At 49.7% G+C, this 18,280-nt stretch carries 10 protein-coding genes; all 10 read right to left on the bottom strand.

The annotated features are described in order from the left end of the window. On the bottom strand, positions 1-2,532 hold the full coding sequence (locus tag F5I99_RS04910) for a PglZ domain-containing protein (protein WP_151053919.1): 2,532 nt from the start codon (positions 2,530-2,532) through the stop codon (positions 1-3). Further along, positions 2,529-4,367 (bottom strand): DUF262 domain-containing protein, encoded by a 1,839-nt coding sequence (locus F5I99_RS04905; RefSeq protein WP_151053918.1) that lies wholly within the window; start codon positions 4,365-4,367, stop codon positions 2,529-2,531. The genes F5I99_RS04910 and F5I99_RS04905 overlap by 4 nt, the downstream gene beginning before the upstream one ends. A 56-nt stretch (positions 4,368-4,423) precedes the next feature. After that, a complete protein-coding gene (locus tag F5I99_RS04900; protein ID WP_151053917.1) occupies positions 4,424-5,038 on the bottom strand; it encodes a DUF4276 family protein in 615 nt (204 codons plus the stop codon). A gap of 2 nt (positions 5,039-5,040) precedes the next feature. Beyond that, on the bottom strand, positions 5,041-6,279 hold the full coding sequence (locus tag F5I99_RS04895) for an AAA family ATPase (protein ID WP_151053916.1): 1,239 nt from the start codon (positions 6,277-6,279) through the stop codon (positions 5,041-5,043). Next, on the bottom strand, positions 6,276-10,115 hold the full coding sequence (gene pglX / locus F5I99_RS04890) for a BREX-1 system adenine-specific DNA-methyltransferase PglX (protein ID WP_151053915.1): 3,840 nt from the start codon (positions 10,113-10,115) through the stop codon (positions 6,276-6,278). Before pglX ends, F5I99_RS04895 begins: the two co-directional genes overlap by 4 nt. 3 nt (positions 10,116-10,118) lie before the next feature. Further along, positions 10,119-13,763 carry a BREX system P-loop protein BrxC gene (brxC, locus tag F5I99_RS04885; protein ID WP_225307559.1) on the bottom strand — a complete coding sequence of 1,215 codons (3,645 nt, stop codon included), beginning with the start codon at positions 13,761-13,763 and terminating at the stop codon, positions 10,119-10,121. Between the two features lie 17 nt (positions 13,764-13,780). Then, positions 13,781-14,359 carry a BREX protein BrxB domain-containing protein gene (locus F5I99_RS04880; protein WP_151053913.1) on the bottom strand — a complete coding sequence of 193 codons (579 nt, stop codon included), beginning with the start codon at positions 14,357-14,359 and terminating at the stop codon, positions 13,781-13,783. Then, positions 14,340-15,122, bottom strand: a complete 783-nt coding sequence (locus F5I99_RS04875; protein WP_151053912.1) for a BrxA family protein — start codon at positions 15,120-15,122, stop codon at positions 14,340-14,342. The genes F5I99_RS04880 and F5I99_RS04875 overlap by 20 nt, the downstream gene beginning before the upstream one ends. Beyond that, positions 15,119-15,625 carry a BrxE family protein gene (locus F5I99_RS04870; RefSeq protein ID WP_191905951.1) on the bottom strand — a complete coding sequence of 169 codons (507 nt, stop codon included), beginning with the start codon at positions 15,623-15,625 and terminating at the stop codon, positions 15,119-15,121. The genes F5I99_RS04875 and F5I99_RS04870 overlap by 4 nt, the downstream gene beginning before the upstream one ends. 1,182 nt (positions 15,626-16,807) lie before the next feature. Next, positions 16,808-18,268: an ATP-dependent DNA helicase gene (locus F5I99_RS04865; protein WP_151053910.1), complete on the bottom strand. Its 1,461-nt coding sequence runs from the start codon at positions 18,266-18,268 to the stop codon at positions 16,808-16,810. Between the last annotated feature and the right edge of the window lie 12 nt (positions 18,269-18,280).

The raw sequence follows: 18,280 nt of genomic DNA, 5'->3' as shown, positions 1-18,280 counted from the left end.
CTATACCGTGTAGTCAGTTTCCAATTCTAATTGAGCATATACTGCTAAGGTCGTTGGGTTAAGAGCTTTTACTTTAAATTTACCCTCATACTCCATCAGCATACGCAGAGTCACCTGGGCTTTATTATTTGGTTCAAGAGTAATTGTGCCAGTAGCGGAATTAACCACTCCACCAGGCTTAGCCTCACCTACCACTTCACCTTTTTTGTTCTGGGCTTCTAGTAGCACCTCAAACGACACCCCCACAGAGAACATATCCTGGGTTTCAACACTTAATTCAACCACTGGCATCCGGGTGGTGATACGCTTGGCGCCATTCTTGTAATTCAGAACCACACTAGCCTGTTGAATCGCTGGTTGTTCAGCCTCTTTAAGTTGAATATCCAGCACAGGTACCACACATTCCTGCAGCGATGCTCCGCCATGGTAATAAAGCAGCCCAGAGCGATACGCTGCCATGGATCGGGGCCCTGCTAGCTTACTGAAATCACCTCGAATCCCTGCCTTCTCAGCACTGAGTAAGTAATGGTTGGGATCCTCAGCACCATCACCCAACAGGCAGCGCTCATGGATATTGAGCCAGTTCCCCGGAAGCTTCTTGCAGGTATCCCCCGCACCTGCATGGGTATTCATGAAGAATCCATGATCGGTGGCAATCACAATCTGGTTAAACCCGCGTTCCTGTAACTTATGTACAGCTCTGCGGATACGCTGAAGTGCTTTTGTAATCTGCTCAGGTGCTGTATCAGGATGGTTTTCAAAGTGGCTATCGATCTCAACTGAGCGCAGAATCAAAAGTTCTGTGGTATCGTCCACATCAAACTTACTGCGCACAAAATCTTCCAGACGCCCTTCCTGGAAACGCTGACCATAACGTTTACGCACCCACTCCATCCGCTGAGGAACGGTACTAACTGCCTGATCCCCCATCATCGGCACCAACCCAGCATCCGTATTTTTGAGTACCAGGCTGGATGATGCGCCAGGCAAAAGACTGGCCATACCTACCAAGGTAATACTGGGGAGCTGTACCAGAGCAGGTTTGAGTTCTACTTTTCCATCTTCCTTGAGCTGCTGCTCCAGTGCAACGCCGAGCTCATATCGCAGGGCATCTACCATCAGGTAAGCGACTTTGTGACCGCTTTGCTGCAACCTGGGTGCCACCAGCTTATCGAACACATCTGTATTAGACAGATAACCTGTCACAGGCCAACCAGTCTGCTCTAGGTGCCGAGTGAAATTAATCTGCACCTTCTCAATCAAACGACCATAGCTCTGCCGTATGCGGTGTTTCACAGGTTCCATTACACCGAAGGTATCCTGCCAGTCATAATCGCTGACAGCCTGCTCAAACTCACGGTGCAAACGGTCCACGTCACGCAACTGACAAACGTAGAACTCCAGTAAGGATTCCATATTGCGGACATAATTAGGTAGCTCCAGCTCCCGCTGCTCACAAGCCTCCTTCAGCATCAAAGCTGAACCCAACAGGTCCCACTGCGCCTGACTTTCCCCTTTACCTGTCCAAACCGACTGGGAATGGCGGTCGAGAATATCGCGCACCCGATCAGTATCATCCGCTTGCAGGGCGACAATAGCTTGATGCATGAAAGTACGCTCTTCAAACGGAAAGGTGTCCTTACGGCCCAGATCGGCCATTGCCTGACAGTGGTTCACCAGCTCCAGCTCGGATTCAATGCGTTCGGCCCGATCAATGTAAGCAGGCTGGGTACGACGATCGTTACGCAGTCGCTCACATAGGTCTTCAATCAACGGCTCTGCTTCAGCGGGTGCACGTGGCATGGTACCCAATGCTTCAGGCAATTCAGTAGGCAAATCGAAGGCAAATTCACTAAATAGTAAGTAGGTCCAAAGCTCATCTGCTATGCTGCTCCAGCTCTTGGCACGGGTGCGCAACTTAAAGCCAATGGCATTTTGTAGCAAGGTTTTAACTTCGGTCACCCAAGCGTCTGTTCCTTTGAGCGACTCTTGTTGGCGCTCACTCGGTGACAGCAATGCAAACAGAATATCGCGACTGGATTCAACCTCCAATAAAGTACGTAGGTTGGGCCACTCAAGCCCTCCACCTACGGCATCAATCACCGCAAAGCTAGGGTTAGGGTCTTTGTCAAAGATACTGCGAATCTGGGTAGCATGGTCCGGCTTAGCCTTCATGCACAGGTTGCGATACTCATCACCATCGCCCTCAGGGAAGACCGCGCCACAGGCGGCATAGAGAGCAAAGGGGTCGGTCTGTCGAGTTTCATCTTCCAGCGGCTTTGCTACCGGCACATAGACTAGAAGCTGATCAATGAGTTTTTGCCCCAGATGCTGCAGTGCTTCCAGTGCCTGTGCACGGCTTTGCAGACTGGATTTAGTGGCGTCCACCACAACCCTGTGCTTATCGGCCATATCTAAACAAAGTTGGCGATAACGCAGGTCCGGGTCGTACACCACCAGCACTTGATGGGAATCAGCACTGGCAAGCCGGGCGGCAAAAATTTCTTGCTGGATAAATGTTGCGATACTCATGCAGTCGTCTCCTGGTGCTGCCAAATGCTTTGTATGTTCGGTTGTTTACCCGCAGCAAGTTCTATTACAGTTTTTTCCACCAGCATGGCCCTAGTACGCATAAACGCATTGAAATCGGCTTCAAGGCGCTGCTTGAGATCATCTCCCGTCAGCTGACCATAGTGTGCTTGGCTAAGTTGCTCGTAAGAGATCAGGTGAGTGTCTAAGCGATCTTTGACACTGGCTTCATCAGCCAAGTCTACACGCTCCTTGATATAGGCTAGCGGATCTTTACGGCCAATAATTCGGTTGGTTTTCCAGGTAATCAGAGCACAGTTCAGAGCATAGTAGCTCTTGATACCAGCCTCAGATAGCAGTGCATCAGGGAATATATGGTGATATTCACGCAGCACAATATTGGCTGCTGATATGGGCTTATTATCCGCAAAGTCATGTGCACCAAAGTAACTGGATACGGCTAAAATACCCCTAGCCTCAATCCCCATGGCTTTGGGCCACCCTGCATTCATCAACGCATCGTTGCCGACCAACGGGTAATCATCACGGTTTAGAACTGGCACTTTTACGCAGTCGTTAAAATCAAAACTGGGGGTTGAAAGCAACTCTTTTAGTGCTTTGAAATCAGCATAAGCACGGGAAGAAGCCGAGTTTTCATAACGATCAGTAAAAAAAGCCGACCACAAGTAACTACGCAACAGCTTTTCAGCCTTGGCAACAAAGTCACCATTTTCAGGAACCAAGTCATAAAGAGCTGCAATCACGGCCAGCACGGCATTCGTAGGCAATCGGGCTTCATCAAAAACACCCTGGCACTCCAGCAGCTCCGCCATTCGCTCCAGGCCCCGTTCAAGCTTGTACCAGTTATCGAGCAGAGACTGCTTATTCATTTCAACCATGCCACGGTTGTTTGGTATCTTCTCCTGCAGCAGTGCCGAGGTAGCCAAAATCATGTTGCGTACATCACCAAAACGAGCAGCTTTTGGGCACTTTGCCCTCAGGTCATCTTCCAGGTCATGGAGCGATTGGTCAGCTACCTCTTCTATTTGAGCCACAATGATATCGTACAGAGAGAGCGGCTTGCTGTTGGTGTTCATGTTGATAAACACCTGCAGTGCCACATCCTTAGAGGTATCAGGCGGAAGCGAAAGGTAAGGCAAGTTAAAGTGTCTCACCCGTTCACGTAACTGAACAATCTCATCTTTCAGCTTATCTCTTGTTGCCGTGTAGACTTTGTACTTTTTCAGAGCATCAGGATCGTTATCATTCGGCTCTAGCGACTTAGTCGCCTGGCTAATCCAGCTATCCACTTTGCTGGCGATATCTCCAGGACAGAGTAGATCAACTGGAACCAAACCGCGAACGAAGCATTGCTCAGGCTCGTCCGTCCATAGAGGCATGCGGTTGCCGTGCTTGTTTAACCACCGTTTCTGGCAACGGATGGTTTTTTCAAACTCATCCGCTGAATTGCTTTGATCAAATTCGGGGAAGTATACAAAGTACATTTCCCACTCGTAATTATTGTGCATACTGCGCCAGAATGCAGTTAGGCGCTGCTGACCATCGAGCAGGTGCTGGGTAACAGCCACCTTGGTGGACACCTCAGCGGTCGCGATGTGCCTGGATATAAAAGGCTCATCACCTGCCACATCCAGTGCCAACGTGACACCGACGGGCAAGTTATTAATTACTGTGTTAAGAAAGCTGACGATACGGCCTTTATCCCAGGCTTCGTAGCGCTGAAAACGGGGTAGTTTGATCTGCCCCTGCTGAATATGCTGGAACCATATACCGAGTGGCCGGTCCTGTGCTTTGCTCGACTGCTGCATAATGCTCATGTATAAAACTCCTGCCATAACCCACCAAGGTCACTATACGTCCAAATTTTCTTAGCTTATTCACATACCCTGATGGCGTTAATGGCCTGTACAAACGCATTGAAGCTGGCGGAGCGATTGGCATCAGGGGTCATGTGAGTAGCGACTTCACGAGCGCATTGCAGTTTGTTCAAGCCTGCGGGGAAGTAGCCCGCCCTTTTTAGCAACCGTTCCAGAGCTTCCCAAGTCCCACCTTTGATTGCGTCGGGGTTACGGAAGGGGGCTTTTTGCGGGATATTGTCCGGTACACGCGGGTAGGCCTGTTTGACCGCAGGCCAATCACCAAAAAACCAGGCTTCTAGCTCTTCAATGACGATGCGGTTGACCACCTGAAAGCGGTCACCTCCTTGGGTTTTGGTACTCAAACCGGATTGTTGCGCCACAGTTTCCAGTTGCTGCTTTAACTCACGGCAGTCGTTATTATCTCGATCTACTAGCACCAGAATAGCCCATTCAGGTGGCAACCAACTGCTGTAGGCACGCAACCGTGCTGGAAGGTTTTTCAACAGATCGTCTTTACACTGGAAGCGGTAAATTTCAAACTCAACATCCTGCAAGAGCTTAGGCATGAGCTGCTCAAGTGCGGCTTCCATGGATATTTCTTCCACAAAGATCATCAGCTTTTCAAGCATGCTCATTTCCCTATTTTGGTACGTGGTGCACCAAAGTTCACCAAAGGATCACCCATGCCAAAGTGACCTTCCATCCAGAGATAACCCAGGCTGGCACCTTCTTGTACAAATTCCTTAATACCACGGATATCCGACACACGTACCGCTTTAGTGAAACCTTGCTCATCACGGTAAAGTACCCGCACCTCTTCTGGACGCATGGAATTGAGTAGGAACGGAGAATGGCTGGTGATAAATAGCTGTGAATTAGCTGCAGCGTTGCGGCACTCCTCGGCTAGCTCCGGCAACAGACGTGGATGGAGAAAGTTCTCCGGCTCTTCTATTCCGATAAAACGAGGGGGTTCAGGGTCGTAAAGCACTGCCAAGTAGGCGAGCATTTTCATGGTGCCATCGGAGGCATAGCGAGATAGCACTGGTTGCTCAAAGGGGGCATCTTTAATCTGTAGCAGCAAACGCCCATCCGGCATGGGTGAAGCTTCTACTTGTTCCAAGCGGGGTATGCGCTGGCGCAGCACTTTAAAAATCTGTTCCAAGCGCTCCGGGTGCTGCTCTTTTAAGTACTGAATCACATTAGCTAGATTCTCGCCGCTTTTGCTCAGGCGCTCCTGCGGCCCGGCTTCTGGCTGGTGTCGGGTTTGATCGATCGACAGATAAGACACATACCAGTCAGTGATGAACTCACGTAAGGCGGCAATACGTGGATGATCTGAGAGCTGACCCAAGGTGTTCACTGCGATCAAATCCGGCGAGCGTAGGTTAACTTCTTCGCGCTGATTATCTTCATCAGGGGTTTCACCACTGACGGCACGACCTTTACCACGTGAAAACTCCAAAAAGCGGAAAGGTTTACCCTTTTGGCCTCGACGCCACTGCAACCACTCCTCAACCACCTCAGGCCCTTTGGTGCCTTCATCAATAGCCAAGTGATAAGTGATCACAGGCATACCTGGCTGCTCACGGTATTTAAGCTCAAACACAATCGGACCAGTTTGACCGCGAGTTTTCAATTCTTTAGCACGCCCACGGCGATCCCAGGCTTGACGAAGATTGAATTGAAAGCACTCCGACAAAAAACTCAACACATCAAAAATTGTCGACTTGCCGCTGCCATTGGGGCCAAGCAGCACGGTGAGCGGCGTCAAGTCTTTCAGCTCAATTTTTTTCAGCGCCCGGTAGTTCTCGACCTTAATCGATTCAATACGAGGGATGCCTCGGCGTGCAGAGGTACTTTGGGTACTCATAGACTTAGTTCCTGACGGACTTGGTGAATCAATGCCTGCAGCTGGGCTTCAGACAGATCTTTAGGTTGCCATTCTAGCTTAGTCTCGCCGGTATCCTTACCACGGCGAATCACCGGTACTTCGACCTCTTCCCAGAACTCTTCTTCGACATCATGGGCTATGGCCAGGCTCCGGTCTTCGTGGCATTTGCACAGCACGCGATCGGGCCAATAGTTCAGCGCCAGGTGCGCCCAGTCGTAGTCGCCTTTCTCCAGCTTGACCCAGGTTTCTTTGAGCTTTTTCTGCCAAGCTTTGTGTTGGAATAGCTTCCATAAGGGTGCAGCTGTAATTTGCACACCATCGTTTAGATTCGGCTTCCAGAATTTGGCCAGCTGCAGTAATTCATAACGAAAGTCGTACAGCTCACTGGAAAGGTCGCTGAGTTTTTCTAGATCATTGTCTTCTTGTCTGCTACGGGCAGGTTTTCCACGTAAGCTATTCAAATCTTGCAAAACCTCCTCTATCTTAATATCAACAAAATCGTTGATACAAGCATAAAGCGTTTGCTCGTTTAGGTGATTATAATAAACCCATAAAGTATAGGATCCGGATGGTGTTTGTAGTGGCCAGTATACCGGGCTTGGTCGTCTTGAGCATGTGAATTTTTTAAGATGCCATTCGAAGAATTTATTTGTTTGAGTGAAGAAAGTCGAAATCCCCTGCCTTCCTGAGGCAATACCTACGATAGGTCTTAAGTCCTCGAAAATAGGCAGCCACCTATCACTGATCAAATAGGAAAGACCATTTAAGGTGTCATCTTCCACTATACAAGAAACTTTTTCTTGCTTTTCATCAAATCGGCCAAATAAGCAACCAACAAGGTAGTTAATAAATTCAAAACACACAGTTTCTTTTATTTCATTTCTTTCAAGCCCCCCCCATACAGGAACAACTTCATCTGGTGACTGAAGCATATCGTTTTTCACTTGAGAAATTGATTCATCATCTTTAATTCCATAGAACTTAAGAATAAAACAGTTTATTTCATGATGAATTTTTTGAATATTTCTGTTATCAGATTCAATCTTTTCAATTAGATCATGTAACAATTTCTCCACTGAATGACCATCATTAAAAGCTGTTATTAAATAAGGAGCATCAAAAAAAACAGTTGTTTCATCGTACTTATAATACGATGATTTAATGAAGTGTATTTCTTTTGTTAAATTTATTATATTTCTAGATAAAGATTCACAACCAGCGGCTATAGGCAGGAGGTTCGTATACCCTGAATACTTGTGTTGTCCTGAGAATGTATTTAGCAATGTCGAGGTTATTTGGCTATTTAGAATAGCCAACAAAAGCCAACGCTCATCTTCATGAGATATTGGTATACACTGTCCTTCTACGGTAAAAATTGTATTGTCATCATCGATTAAATGTGAATCAAGAATATCACCCCTAACCCCAAAACCGACACCCTTCAAAAAATGCTTGTCTTTGTTCTGAAGTCTATAAGAGTATGACGGAAAGTTTTCCGAACCAATTTTTGAATAAGGACCAAAAATAGCCACATCTCTGCGAGGGTGAACATACCGAACAAACTCCCCACCATTGTACATTTTTACATACTTTTCGTTTTTTTCGACTTCTTCGGTGAGAGGGAGCTCCCAAAACAATCGAAAATGCCTGTCAGACTGAAGTTGATGTCCAGTATATCCTGTGAAGCCTTGGTTACTAAAATTAGGTAGCCGTGAAAATAAATCTAATAGATTATCAGACAGCTCGTAAACTAAGGAAGAGTTTGGAAATTGAGCGAAACTATTGGTTTTGTGAACGAACAATTCCTTATGATCATTTATAGCTTTATATATATACGTAGACTTATCATCAAGACTGTATTTTCTCGAATCGATAAAGGTAGTTAACTCCGAAGCGCCGACCTCTTCACCAAGAATTACTGATGAAACTTCAACATTAGCATCTAACACACCCCAACCTAAATCCAACACCATTTCCAATGAGTTATTTTTAAGTAAAATACTCTCCCTGAATTTGCTGTAGCTCGACTTATTTAATGGACTTCGATCAATTACGGAAGCCAAATAACCTTTCGGGCATAACAGCATAGACAATCGTTCTATAAAAACACATAAAATATTCTTATTCCAATTCGGGTACTTTTTACTAATATAACTTTCTGCTCCTGAACAAGCCTCTCCGAAAGGAGGATTCATAACCACCACATCAAAGACTTCACGAGTCAGATCAATCAACCGCAGCCCTTGGAGTGCATCCAAGGCGAACAGTCTGCTCTGGTAACTGCTACTAACCTGCTCGGTAAAGGTACTCAGCGCCTGCCGCAGCCGTTGCTCTGCCTGCTGCCAGGTTTCCTGCTCCTGTGCTGCAAACAGCCCGTAGCCACTACCTCCGTATACCTGCTTGATCAGCTTGGGCAGTTCTTGCTCAACCTGCAGTAGTACACCAAGCTCAGGCAGGTTATGCAGTAGCTGCAGGGTTTTCTCGAATAGTTCAGCGTCCTTTTTATCCAACTGTTCGGCAAACTGTTGGCGTAGCTCTTTTTCCGCAGGCGGCGCGATGGCAGCGATCACATGGCCTTGACCAATAATCGGGCGTTGCGGTGCCTTAACGCCAGCCTCATACCAGGCACGCTGGGCACGCAGCCAAAGTGCCAGCGTCGCAATTTGGGCGGCACGGGGGTCGATATCCACCCCGTATATGTTGTGCTCAATGATCAGGCGTGGCACATCGCGCAGGTAAGCCGCTTCGTCTGTGTAGGTCTGGATTAACGGCTTAAAGCCTGCATCAGTCTGAGTGGACAGATCCAAACTGCCAGGGCCCTGCTGTTGCTCCCATGCCCAGGCTTCGCGGTAGATCTCCAGGAAGAGGTCAAAGGCATAGAGGCCAAAGTGCATGGAGCCACAGGCCGGATCGAGGAGTTTGAGGGTACGTGGGTCACGCAGGGTACGTGTTGCCGGTTCCGCCCGTTTGGCTTCCAGCTCTTCCGGCTTTACCAGCAGGTATTGGCAGCGGTCATAAAGGCTGGTGCTACCCTGTGTTACATCAAACCAGATTCGTCCAAGCGTGTTGTCCACCAGAAACTCGACCACATAGCGCGGGGTGAAAAACTGGTTACGAACGGCCAGCTCGCGGCTGTTACGCGGCGCCTGGGACTCCTTGCGCATTTTTTTGCGCTCTTCCTGAGAGTTGAAGTACTGGTAGATCCAGCCGATGGTTTCATCTTCTGCCCAGAGGTGTTCGATCTCCGGGTGATTAATCTGCTCCAGCAGTTCCAGCAACGCGGATTCCCTGGGGAAGAGTTGGCCCTGGGCACCATGGCGATCAAACAGCAGCTCCAGATCGACACTGAATTCGTCAAACAGGCTGAACAAGTAGTTGCGGTAGGCATCACCGGTTTCACCCTGGCTGGTGCCCGACAGCATTTTATACAGCTCAAAGCCTCTGGAGTTGTAGCCTTTGGCGATGGACTCCATCAGTACATCACGGGCTTCCATCATGCGCAGAGCGGCCATGCGGTTGAGCACAGTAAAGGCCTGTTCGCGTACCAGCCGGTCCAGCGACTGCAGCGTTTGCTCCTTGGTATTTTTACCTGGCGTGGCAGCGATATAGTGCTGCAGAATCTCACGCAACAACTGGGCGGTTTGACGCTCGCGGTTGTCCAGGTGCTTGAGCTCACTCAAGTCGGCAACGGTGCCAGTCTTCGGGTCGAGGCCGTAGGTGGCTTGCAGCTGACGGGTCAGCTCTTCACTGAGCAGTTCTCGGCTTGCGTTGACGAACTTTTGTAAGCGGCCACGGGTGGTCTGATCAAACGCCATGGATTAGTCCTCGTCCTGTAGGTTCAGGGTCAGCTCAAACTCGTGGGCATAGCTCAATTCACCACGCAGACGGTTGAGTTCGCTGATCAAGGTGTCCAGCTCGTTGATGCTGGTGATACGAGGCTTCGAGGAAAGCTTACGTTGCATACGCTTGGGCTTACCCTCTTGCACCGCTTTGTCCTGCTCTTGCTTAACCTTTTCCTGCAGGCGCTCGCGGCCGATGCGCTGAATGCGCTGTTTGAGATCTTGGATGGTGTTGTTGATGCTGTAGTCCTGGTTGACCAGGGTTTGCAGGCCACTCAGGTCTTCACTGGCTTCAACCCCTAGCTGCTCCAAATCCGCCAACAGGCGGTTCTGTTCCTGCTGGGTCAGTTCGGTCCACTCCGACAAGCGGCGCAGATCCGGTTCAGCCGCTTTGATGCGCTGAGCTTGCTCTGCCTGCATGGCGATGACGGTATCGCGCATACGGGATTTAAGTGCGGTCAGGGTAGAGGCAAAGTCAGTGCTGAATTTGAAGAAATCCGGCTGCTGTAACCGTGCTTCTGTGTCTTGAATTGCTTCTGCCAGCTCCGCTTTCAATAGTCCCGGCGTACCACTCGCGGGGAGTGCGTTGATGCCTTTGATGTGCGTTTGCAGGCCGCTCAGAGTTTCTTCCAGCCCCTGTCCCAGTTTTGTCTTCAGGTCTGAGGCCCATTTCAGGCTATTAAACAGATCCGACTCTTCACCACCCAGGCGCTGGGGGGCGTCCGAGGCATCGGTGAATAGGATGTCACGCATATCTTGAGACAGCGCCTCCAGACAATCTCTGCCCGGCAGACCCATAGCCCTGAGCTTTTCAGCCAGGGGGCCATATTCATGCTGCAGCCGTGGCAGCAGCTTGACGGTGGCTTTGCTGATCTCGTCTTCCAGCGGGATGACGATATCACCGGTGAGCTCGGTCAGGCGTTCAGCTGCCCGAGCTTGTACTTCAATGGAGGGGCGCTCTTCCCGCAGGGAGATGCCCACTGACTTGAAGGTATTGTTGGTTTTGAGGGCATCGATCGCTTGCTGGCCGTTGACAGTAACTTCACGACCACCGGTTTTAAGTTTGATCTCGCTGGCAATTAACATGGCGGCAATCAGATAGCGCAGAGTATCTGGCGACCAACCAAAGGGTGGGCTGGTAAACAGATCGGTCAGGCGCTTGCCTTCAATGGTGCCTTGACGGTCGATCATATCGCGGATGCTGATGATTGCTTTATGCTGAGTGTTAATACTGGGGATGCCGCCACTGGTTTGTACCAGGTTCAGGGGGTCAACCTGGTGGGTGACAGCGGACAGGTTACCCAGGCGCAGGAACTTTTCGGCCAGATCCGTACCAGCCCTTACCGGCACCTCGGCATAACGATCAAACACCTGTTCAGCCACATCGGCCAGGTGCTTTCGTGCTGCTTCGATCAGGTCTTGGCTCTGGCTATCCACTGCGGTCAACGTACCACGGAACAGGAAGGAGCCTTGCAGTAGGCTACGGCGGATATGGCGTTCCAAATCGCTCAGCAAGCGGCTGGCACGGTCGAGCTGACCGGCACAGTAGTCTTTCACTTCCTGGTCGGGTTCGTTGCGGTAACGGGTGGCCACTTCGCGGCAGCGGAAGATCTCGGTGGTCAGTTCATCCATCTCTGGGGTAGTCCGCCCCAGCAGGTAAATGTTCTGCAGCTCACCCTTTTGGCGGCTATCGTTGGTCAGCCTGGTTTTGGCGTTGTCGTACTCCACCGGGTCAACCAGCTCGATAATGGTCTGCACCGGGTTGCGGTCGCCAGCCAAGGCAGTGGGGACTGCGCCAGCCGTGGTGAGCACCTTAAGGCCGGTTTGTACCGAAAGGGTGCCGTTCAGCTGGGTTGCTGGCAGTGGCGAATACACTTCTTTCAGGGCATCACTGATGATGCGACGCAGCTCAACTGAACGGGTGGCGATGCTGGCGCGCTCCTGTTCGATCTCATTGAGCTTTTCACTGAAGAAGCAAAGATTACTGTCCTGTTCACCAAAGGGCACGATGGGATCAGAGATCAGCTCTTCGATGGCGTTGGCGATACTATCAGCCGCTGATGCCTGTGCAATGCCTGAGTGCAGCAAGCTGGTGACGTTCTGACGGGACACCGGCAGGTTGTTGAGTACCTGAAGGATACACACAGTTTTGGCAATATCCTGGTGCAGCGCCGAATCCGGGAAGCGCAGCTTCACCTTATCCACCGATGCGTACAGGGAAGCGAAGGCCCGACGGATATCTTTTTCCAGGGCATCAAACAGGGTGACGGTATTTACTAGCCAGCCCATCGGCTGCTTGGCAATCGGGGTGCGGTTATCCGACTCATCCACCAGAATATCCTGCACCACTTTGATAGCCGAACGCAGGCCATAGCCACCGGTGGACTTAGCTAGCGCACCCAGCAGGTGTAACAGAATATCAAAATGGGCAGGTAGAAAGGGGTATAAGTCGATAAAGGTTTGGCGTTTAAAGTCGGCACCGTAGGCACGGGCATCTACCAGCTTGGTGTTGTGGCGCAGTGCCTGGCCATGCAAATCGAACAGCTGACCCAGCTCAGATTCACCAGTTGCAGACTTACCCAACAGACGGGTGTAGCAGATCTCTTTGATATCGTTGGCTTCAAGATCGATCTGAATCGGAAAGCGGTCTTTCAGTTTGAAGAGCTCAGCGGAGTTGAGCGCGGCTTTGCTATCATCTTCGGTCAGCGTCTGCTGAGCAGTACCGATGATCCAGACTTTTCCATCTCCGATGTTTTTCAGGTTCTTGGCCAGGCCATCCAAGTTGAGAATTAAATTCTGACGTGAGCCTACATACTGACCGACCTCATCGATGATGAAGATGATGTACTCTTTGCCAGTCGCTTCACGGGCGATATCGAGCATCTCGGTTACGCGGTCGTTCTCAAAGCGTATGACTTCGCTGCTTTCAGTGGTGAAAGAGGTGGGCGTTTTGAACAGCTGTGGGTAGAGCTGGTGTGCCATTTCCGGGATCACGCTGTCCACCACCAGTTCGTCATTACGATAGCTTTCCCACTCTTCGCCTTCGGTGAGATCGCGGAACAGCTGCAGAAACTCTTCATGGCGACCGTCAAGCTTCAAGCGACGTTCAAAGGCAGCCACTTTGAGGTTGCGGGAGTATCCCGCCCACTGCAGCACCTTGTAATATAGGACGGTAGATACCTCTTCCATGGTAGCACCTGCAACCTGCTCACTGGCAAGGTCGAGCATCAGCACCGCCGCAGGGAAACGGCTGGCCACTTTAGTCAACAGGGCTTTAGTGGTGTTCTTTTTCAACCGATCCTTGAGGTGTTGGATAAACGGCACACCGTCGATCTGTACGCGATCATCAAACGCCAGGCCCAAGTATTTGGTGAGGGAGCTTTTACCGGAACCGTAGAAGCCTGATACCCAGACACCCACTTCGTTCTGGCCACCCGCCTCCATGGCGGCATCCATCTTCTGCAGTAGGCTTTCCAACTGCTCTTCAATACTGTCGGTAACAACATATTCAGAGATCTCCGCCTTAAGGCGCTCTTCTTGTGACGCGCCGTAAGTGATCACCTTTTCGATGGTGCGGTAGATGTTTTTGTTGCTATCAAATAGAGATTTAATTTCCACTGCCATGTCCTGTGATTTATCCTTTAGCCGCCTACGTGATCCGAGCGGTAGTTGCCATCTTCTGGGTAGAAGCTTAAAAATTTAAGTCGTGTTTTACCTGTACGAATGCCCGGATAAAAGAAAACCGTTGGCACGCAAAACTTGCCTTGTAGCTCACCTTCAATAACACCTATGCGTGTATAGGGGTGAAGGGCCTCCAAGTCGGTGACCAGCAGGATGGAGTTCGCATTACCGTCAAGAGATGCCAGCTTTTCAGCCAACTTTGCCGTCAGGGCACCCTGCTCCAACCGGTTGGCCAGTGATGTATTGGTTTTGTCCCAATTCAGCGGTGCGGCGGCATCCTGCTTCTGCCAGATGGTTTTCACCATGTTCGGTACAGAGTCAAATATCTCTTGAATGGTGGTGGTGATCGAAAAAGTGTGTACATCCCAACCATCATTCGACAGGCGGGCTTCCCAGGCTTTCATCTGCCGCTTCACATCCAGGATGGAACGCGGGGAAAACACCAGGTAGTAGATGGGTTCATAGCTAGCATGGCCAAATTCGCGGCCACGCTTCATCCGTTCCATCAATTCGTTGAAGTCAGCACTCAGCGATGACATTGACGACATCCTCCATTGATTTGAATGGCCAACTGATGCGTGTAACATCGCCAGCCGCCTGTACGATCAACCAGTTGTTGAGCGACATGCGTTTGAATTCATTCCTGACATCGGCAGACTCCAGTCCAAACAGAGCCCAAGCCGAGTGAGCGATAACGGCATTGTCGCCATTACCGTCAAAGTGCTGTTTATAGGCCAGGTAGAGTACCGTGGCCTGTTCAATCCGCAGGGGTTGAATACTGCGCTCGGCAGTTCTGCGAGAAGACAAAAGGCCATAGTCAGCACAGCAACCTACCAGGTAAGACGAAATGCGTTTGACGGTAGTCTCTGACCAAGGCTTTTGCGTCTTGCCATCGCGTACGGCTTGCTCAACAAAGTGGCGGGAATCTTCCAGCGATACCTGATTGCCGCCACCAGCATAGCGTGCCCAGTACACTTCACGGATAAAGTCCGCCAGGATTAGGTTTGCACTGGCGGTATAATAAAGAAACAACTGATTCATCACCGATGAGCCTGCCCTGCCCTGCAGTGCCTGTAGATGTTCAGCCGCCCCGGTCTTGATATAACGAGGGGTAAAGCACTCCACCACGATGTTGCGCAAGCGGCGGGCTGAGACAGTGGGAAACATACCGGACTCAAGGGCTTTGTCATACAGAGCGGCACCACTTTGCCCAGGCTCATAAAGCGACAGCAGCAGCTTGGTTTCTTCAATCAAACCCAACCCGGCCTGCAGCTGGGTGGTGTAAAACGGGGTAGCGCTCACGCAGCTTCTCTCATAAACGGGTAACAACGAACATCATTCTGGAAGGCTGCGAGGTAACCTGCAGAGACCTGTTGTATTAGGTTGACCAGATCATCAGGACGATAGTCCCCCACCAATATGGGCCCTTCCTTAACGTCTTGCGAATTACCGGCCAATGCTTGCAACTGCTCCCGTGCAGTTTGCGTATCCTTGATAACAGCCAGGTAATGATCTGCTGGAGTAGCCTGGAACAGGCGATCTAACTCCAGTTCGATAGACTCTGGCATACGGAACAGATGATAAGTAGCACCGACACCGATCACTTCATCATGCACCAACGTCGCTGCTGCTGTGATGCCACGGTGCTGCGCCTGCAGCAGGGTACGAGGAAAAATGGGATTCAAGTAGGTTTTAGCCGATGGCGTGAGAAAACTGCTGGACCACCAGTTCTGCTGGTTCTTTTCACCCAAGAAACCAACCAGGATTCGCAGGTCAGCGATTTGCTTGATCACATCCTTATTCATAATGCATTTCCAAGTGGGTAATTTTGCCGTCATAATTACATTTTTAGTAACAGCATCCTACAACATATAAAGGCGCGACGAAATCTAGAAAGTACCTTGTATATCAAAATGCAACACACTTTTTATCTATGGAGCCAGCGATTAAGCCTCCTGTCTTACTCGACTGACGGTTTAGTAATCATTAACTAATCCCAGCAGTATTATCAGGTATTCCTCAGCATCAACGTACTAAATGCCATCATTGAATACGTGAAGCCGTTGCCGATTGTAGTAATTCATCAAGGTAGCTTCCAATACCCCTCTAGGCTTCGGGAAGGTTTCAGCTATTGAAGGGCGGCGTCAACTATTACTTCTGACTTCGAAACAATACATCCTCGGCTTGCAATCTACTTAGCCTAACCAACCAGTGCCATCACACTTCCTGCAACCTCCGCTACCAAGAAATCTAGGTATGTGCCTTTCTCGCTTACCGGCGGATACCTTGTCAAAGTGAGGACGTTATGACGCCTCTTAGCTTTATTTTCCTTTGTCTTGGGGCGTTGATTTCTTAAAGGAGAGAACAAGCTTACGATGTTCTGCGGATTTATCCGACCAATGTTGGGCATCAAGCTTGCTGGGAAAACGGACAATAATTTTTCCTGCTGGAGTAGCTATTACCCATTGGCCGCTGTCCTCATAGGTATAACCCTTCTTCTATCCGCCCAGTCCAGTCAAGTGGAGAAAATAATACCCTCATGCCCAGAATCAGCCTCATGAGAAGGCAATGCTTCAGTTCTTCCTGTATCGGGGTACCCCGACCACTAGCAGTGTGACTCGGAAGATATTGGTGTACATTTAATCCGAGCAGTCAAATACATCCAAACGAATGCCAATATTTCACCAGACCCTTCTGGGGGTGGTTTATTTGATAGCCAGGGTAATTTAATTGGCATCCCTACATTTTCTCTGGAAGGAGCCAGCGGGTTGAATTTCGCTGTAACCATAGATGAAATTATTAAATTTCTTGAATAGGCTCAAAGAAAGAGAGTGTTCAAGATCAGTTGCCAGCTGGGATATTTTAGGGGTCCTAGTCGCTCATATCCTGTCACTGGCTCAAAACGTCTTGGCTGCATGCCTAACTGACGATACTTATTATCAACGGATTATTTTTAAGCATGTTTTTGCTGTTATTTGCCAACTAACTCACTCAGGCACAGCCCCCTCAACCACACAGAGTGATTTTGCCGCTCGGGTCACGGCAGTGTACAGCCAACGCAACCCCCTCTCCTCGTAAATCCTGGCACCACTGATATCAATGATAACCTGATCCCACTCACCGCCTTGAGCTTTATGGCAGGTTAATGCATAACCGAACTTGACCTGGAGTGCGTTGTAAAAAGGGTCTTCTCTCATCAGTTGGTGGTACTCATCGCTATCAGGATCTTCGTATGGGTGCCGTTGGTGAAAATGCCTAACTAAAGCCGTCTGTTCATCATCGCTCAAATCACGCTCTTTTGAAAAAAGCTGGTTCTCCAGCATCAGGCATTCAATGTCTTCCCCCGGAGTCATGTCCTTCTGAAACACAACCAGCCTGAATTTGAGTGATATCTCCCTACCGTCAGACAGGGTCACTATTTCTCTTATCTGCTTCAAAGCTGCAGACTTCAGCTTGATGATGTCACCATTGCTGACACCGAGTTTGGTCGAGTTTCGTGTTACCAGCAGCTGATCACCAGATCTTACTGCACGACAGCCATTACCCCAGAGCGAGTGGCGAACAGCCAGGTTGTATTGCAGCGCTTTTTCGTTACTGTACACAACGGCGGCCGAGGAACGCATCATGTTAATATTGCTGACGATCATATTCACAGCATCGATCCGGTCCCCTACCAGTATGTCATCGCCATTGTGTTCAATTTTTACAACTGTACCGGATGGCTCAAAAATTTCTTTGCGTATTCTGTTCGCAAGATCCAGGATACCGCTCTTTTCAGCCTGCCGCATGACCGTGGTCAGCTCGTAACGCTGTACCTTCATATCGAACCGTTCCTGCAGATACTCAGGCGAGAGTGCCGGTGATTCCTCTGAACCCACCGGTGATAACTGCGCGAGATCACCTACAAACATCAGCTTGATTGGTCGCTGCCCTGGGTTATTTTCTTGAACGCGGTTAAGGAAATTGACCAAGTCACGCAGCAACTTGCCGGATCCAAAGCGCATGGTATTTTGGGGCATTCTCATATCGCCCACCATTGAGGCCTCATCCACTATGACCAAGTCGAAGGATTCCCCCTGCTGCTTTATTGGGAATTTCATTTGTAACGCACTTTGCCCATATTCAGTGCGTGCCTCATCCAGAGACATCTCTGCCAGGTAGTAAATCGCACCATGCAGGGTACTAACCGGTAAAGGCCCCATATTTACCGGCAGCATTTTATTCAGTTTGTTCTGTAAAATTCTGGCCGCCCTGCCCGTCGGTGCAACCATCATGCAGCCTAATTTCATTCCATGTAAAAGCTCAATAATCTTTGCCACCAGGGTGGTTTTGCCAGTACCGGCACTGCCACACAAAATAAAGGCCTGCTGCTCTGGGTCCAGCATAAATTCTTTAATCGCTTCAATTGCAGCAAGTTGATCCGGGTTTAACTGGATGTCATGATTCATCTGTTCTATTTC

The organism is Nitrincola iocasae, assembly GCF_008727795.1.
In the GTDB taxonomy this organism is placed as follows: Bacteria; Pseudomonadota; Gammaproteobacteria; order Pseudomonadales; family Balneatricaceae; genus Nitrincola; species Nitrincola iocasae.
Note: the sequence above shows the minus strand (reverse complement) of the source record. Positions and strands in the feature narration are given on the sequence as shown.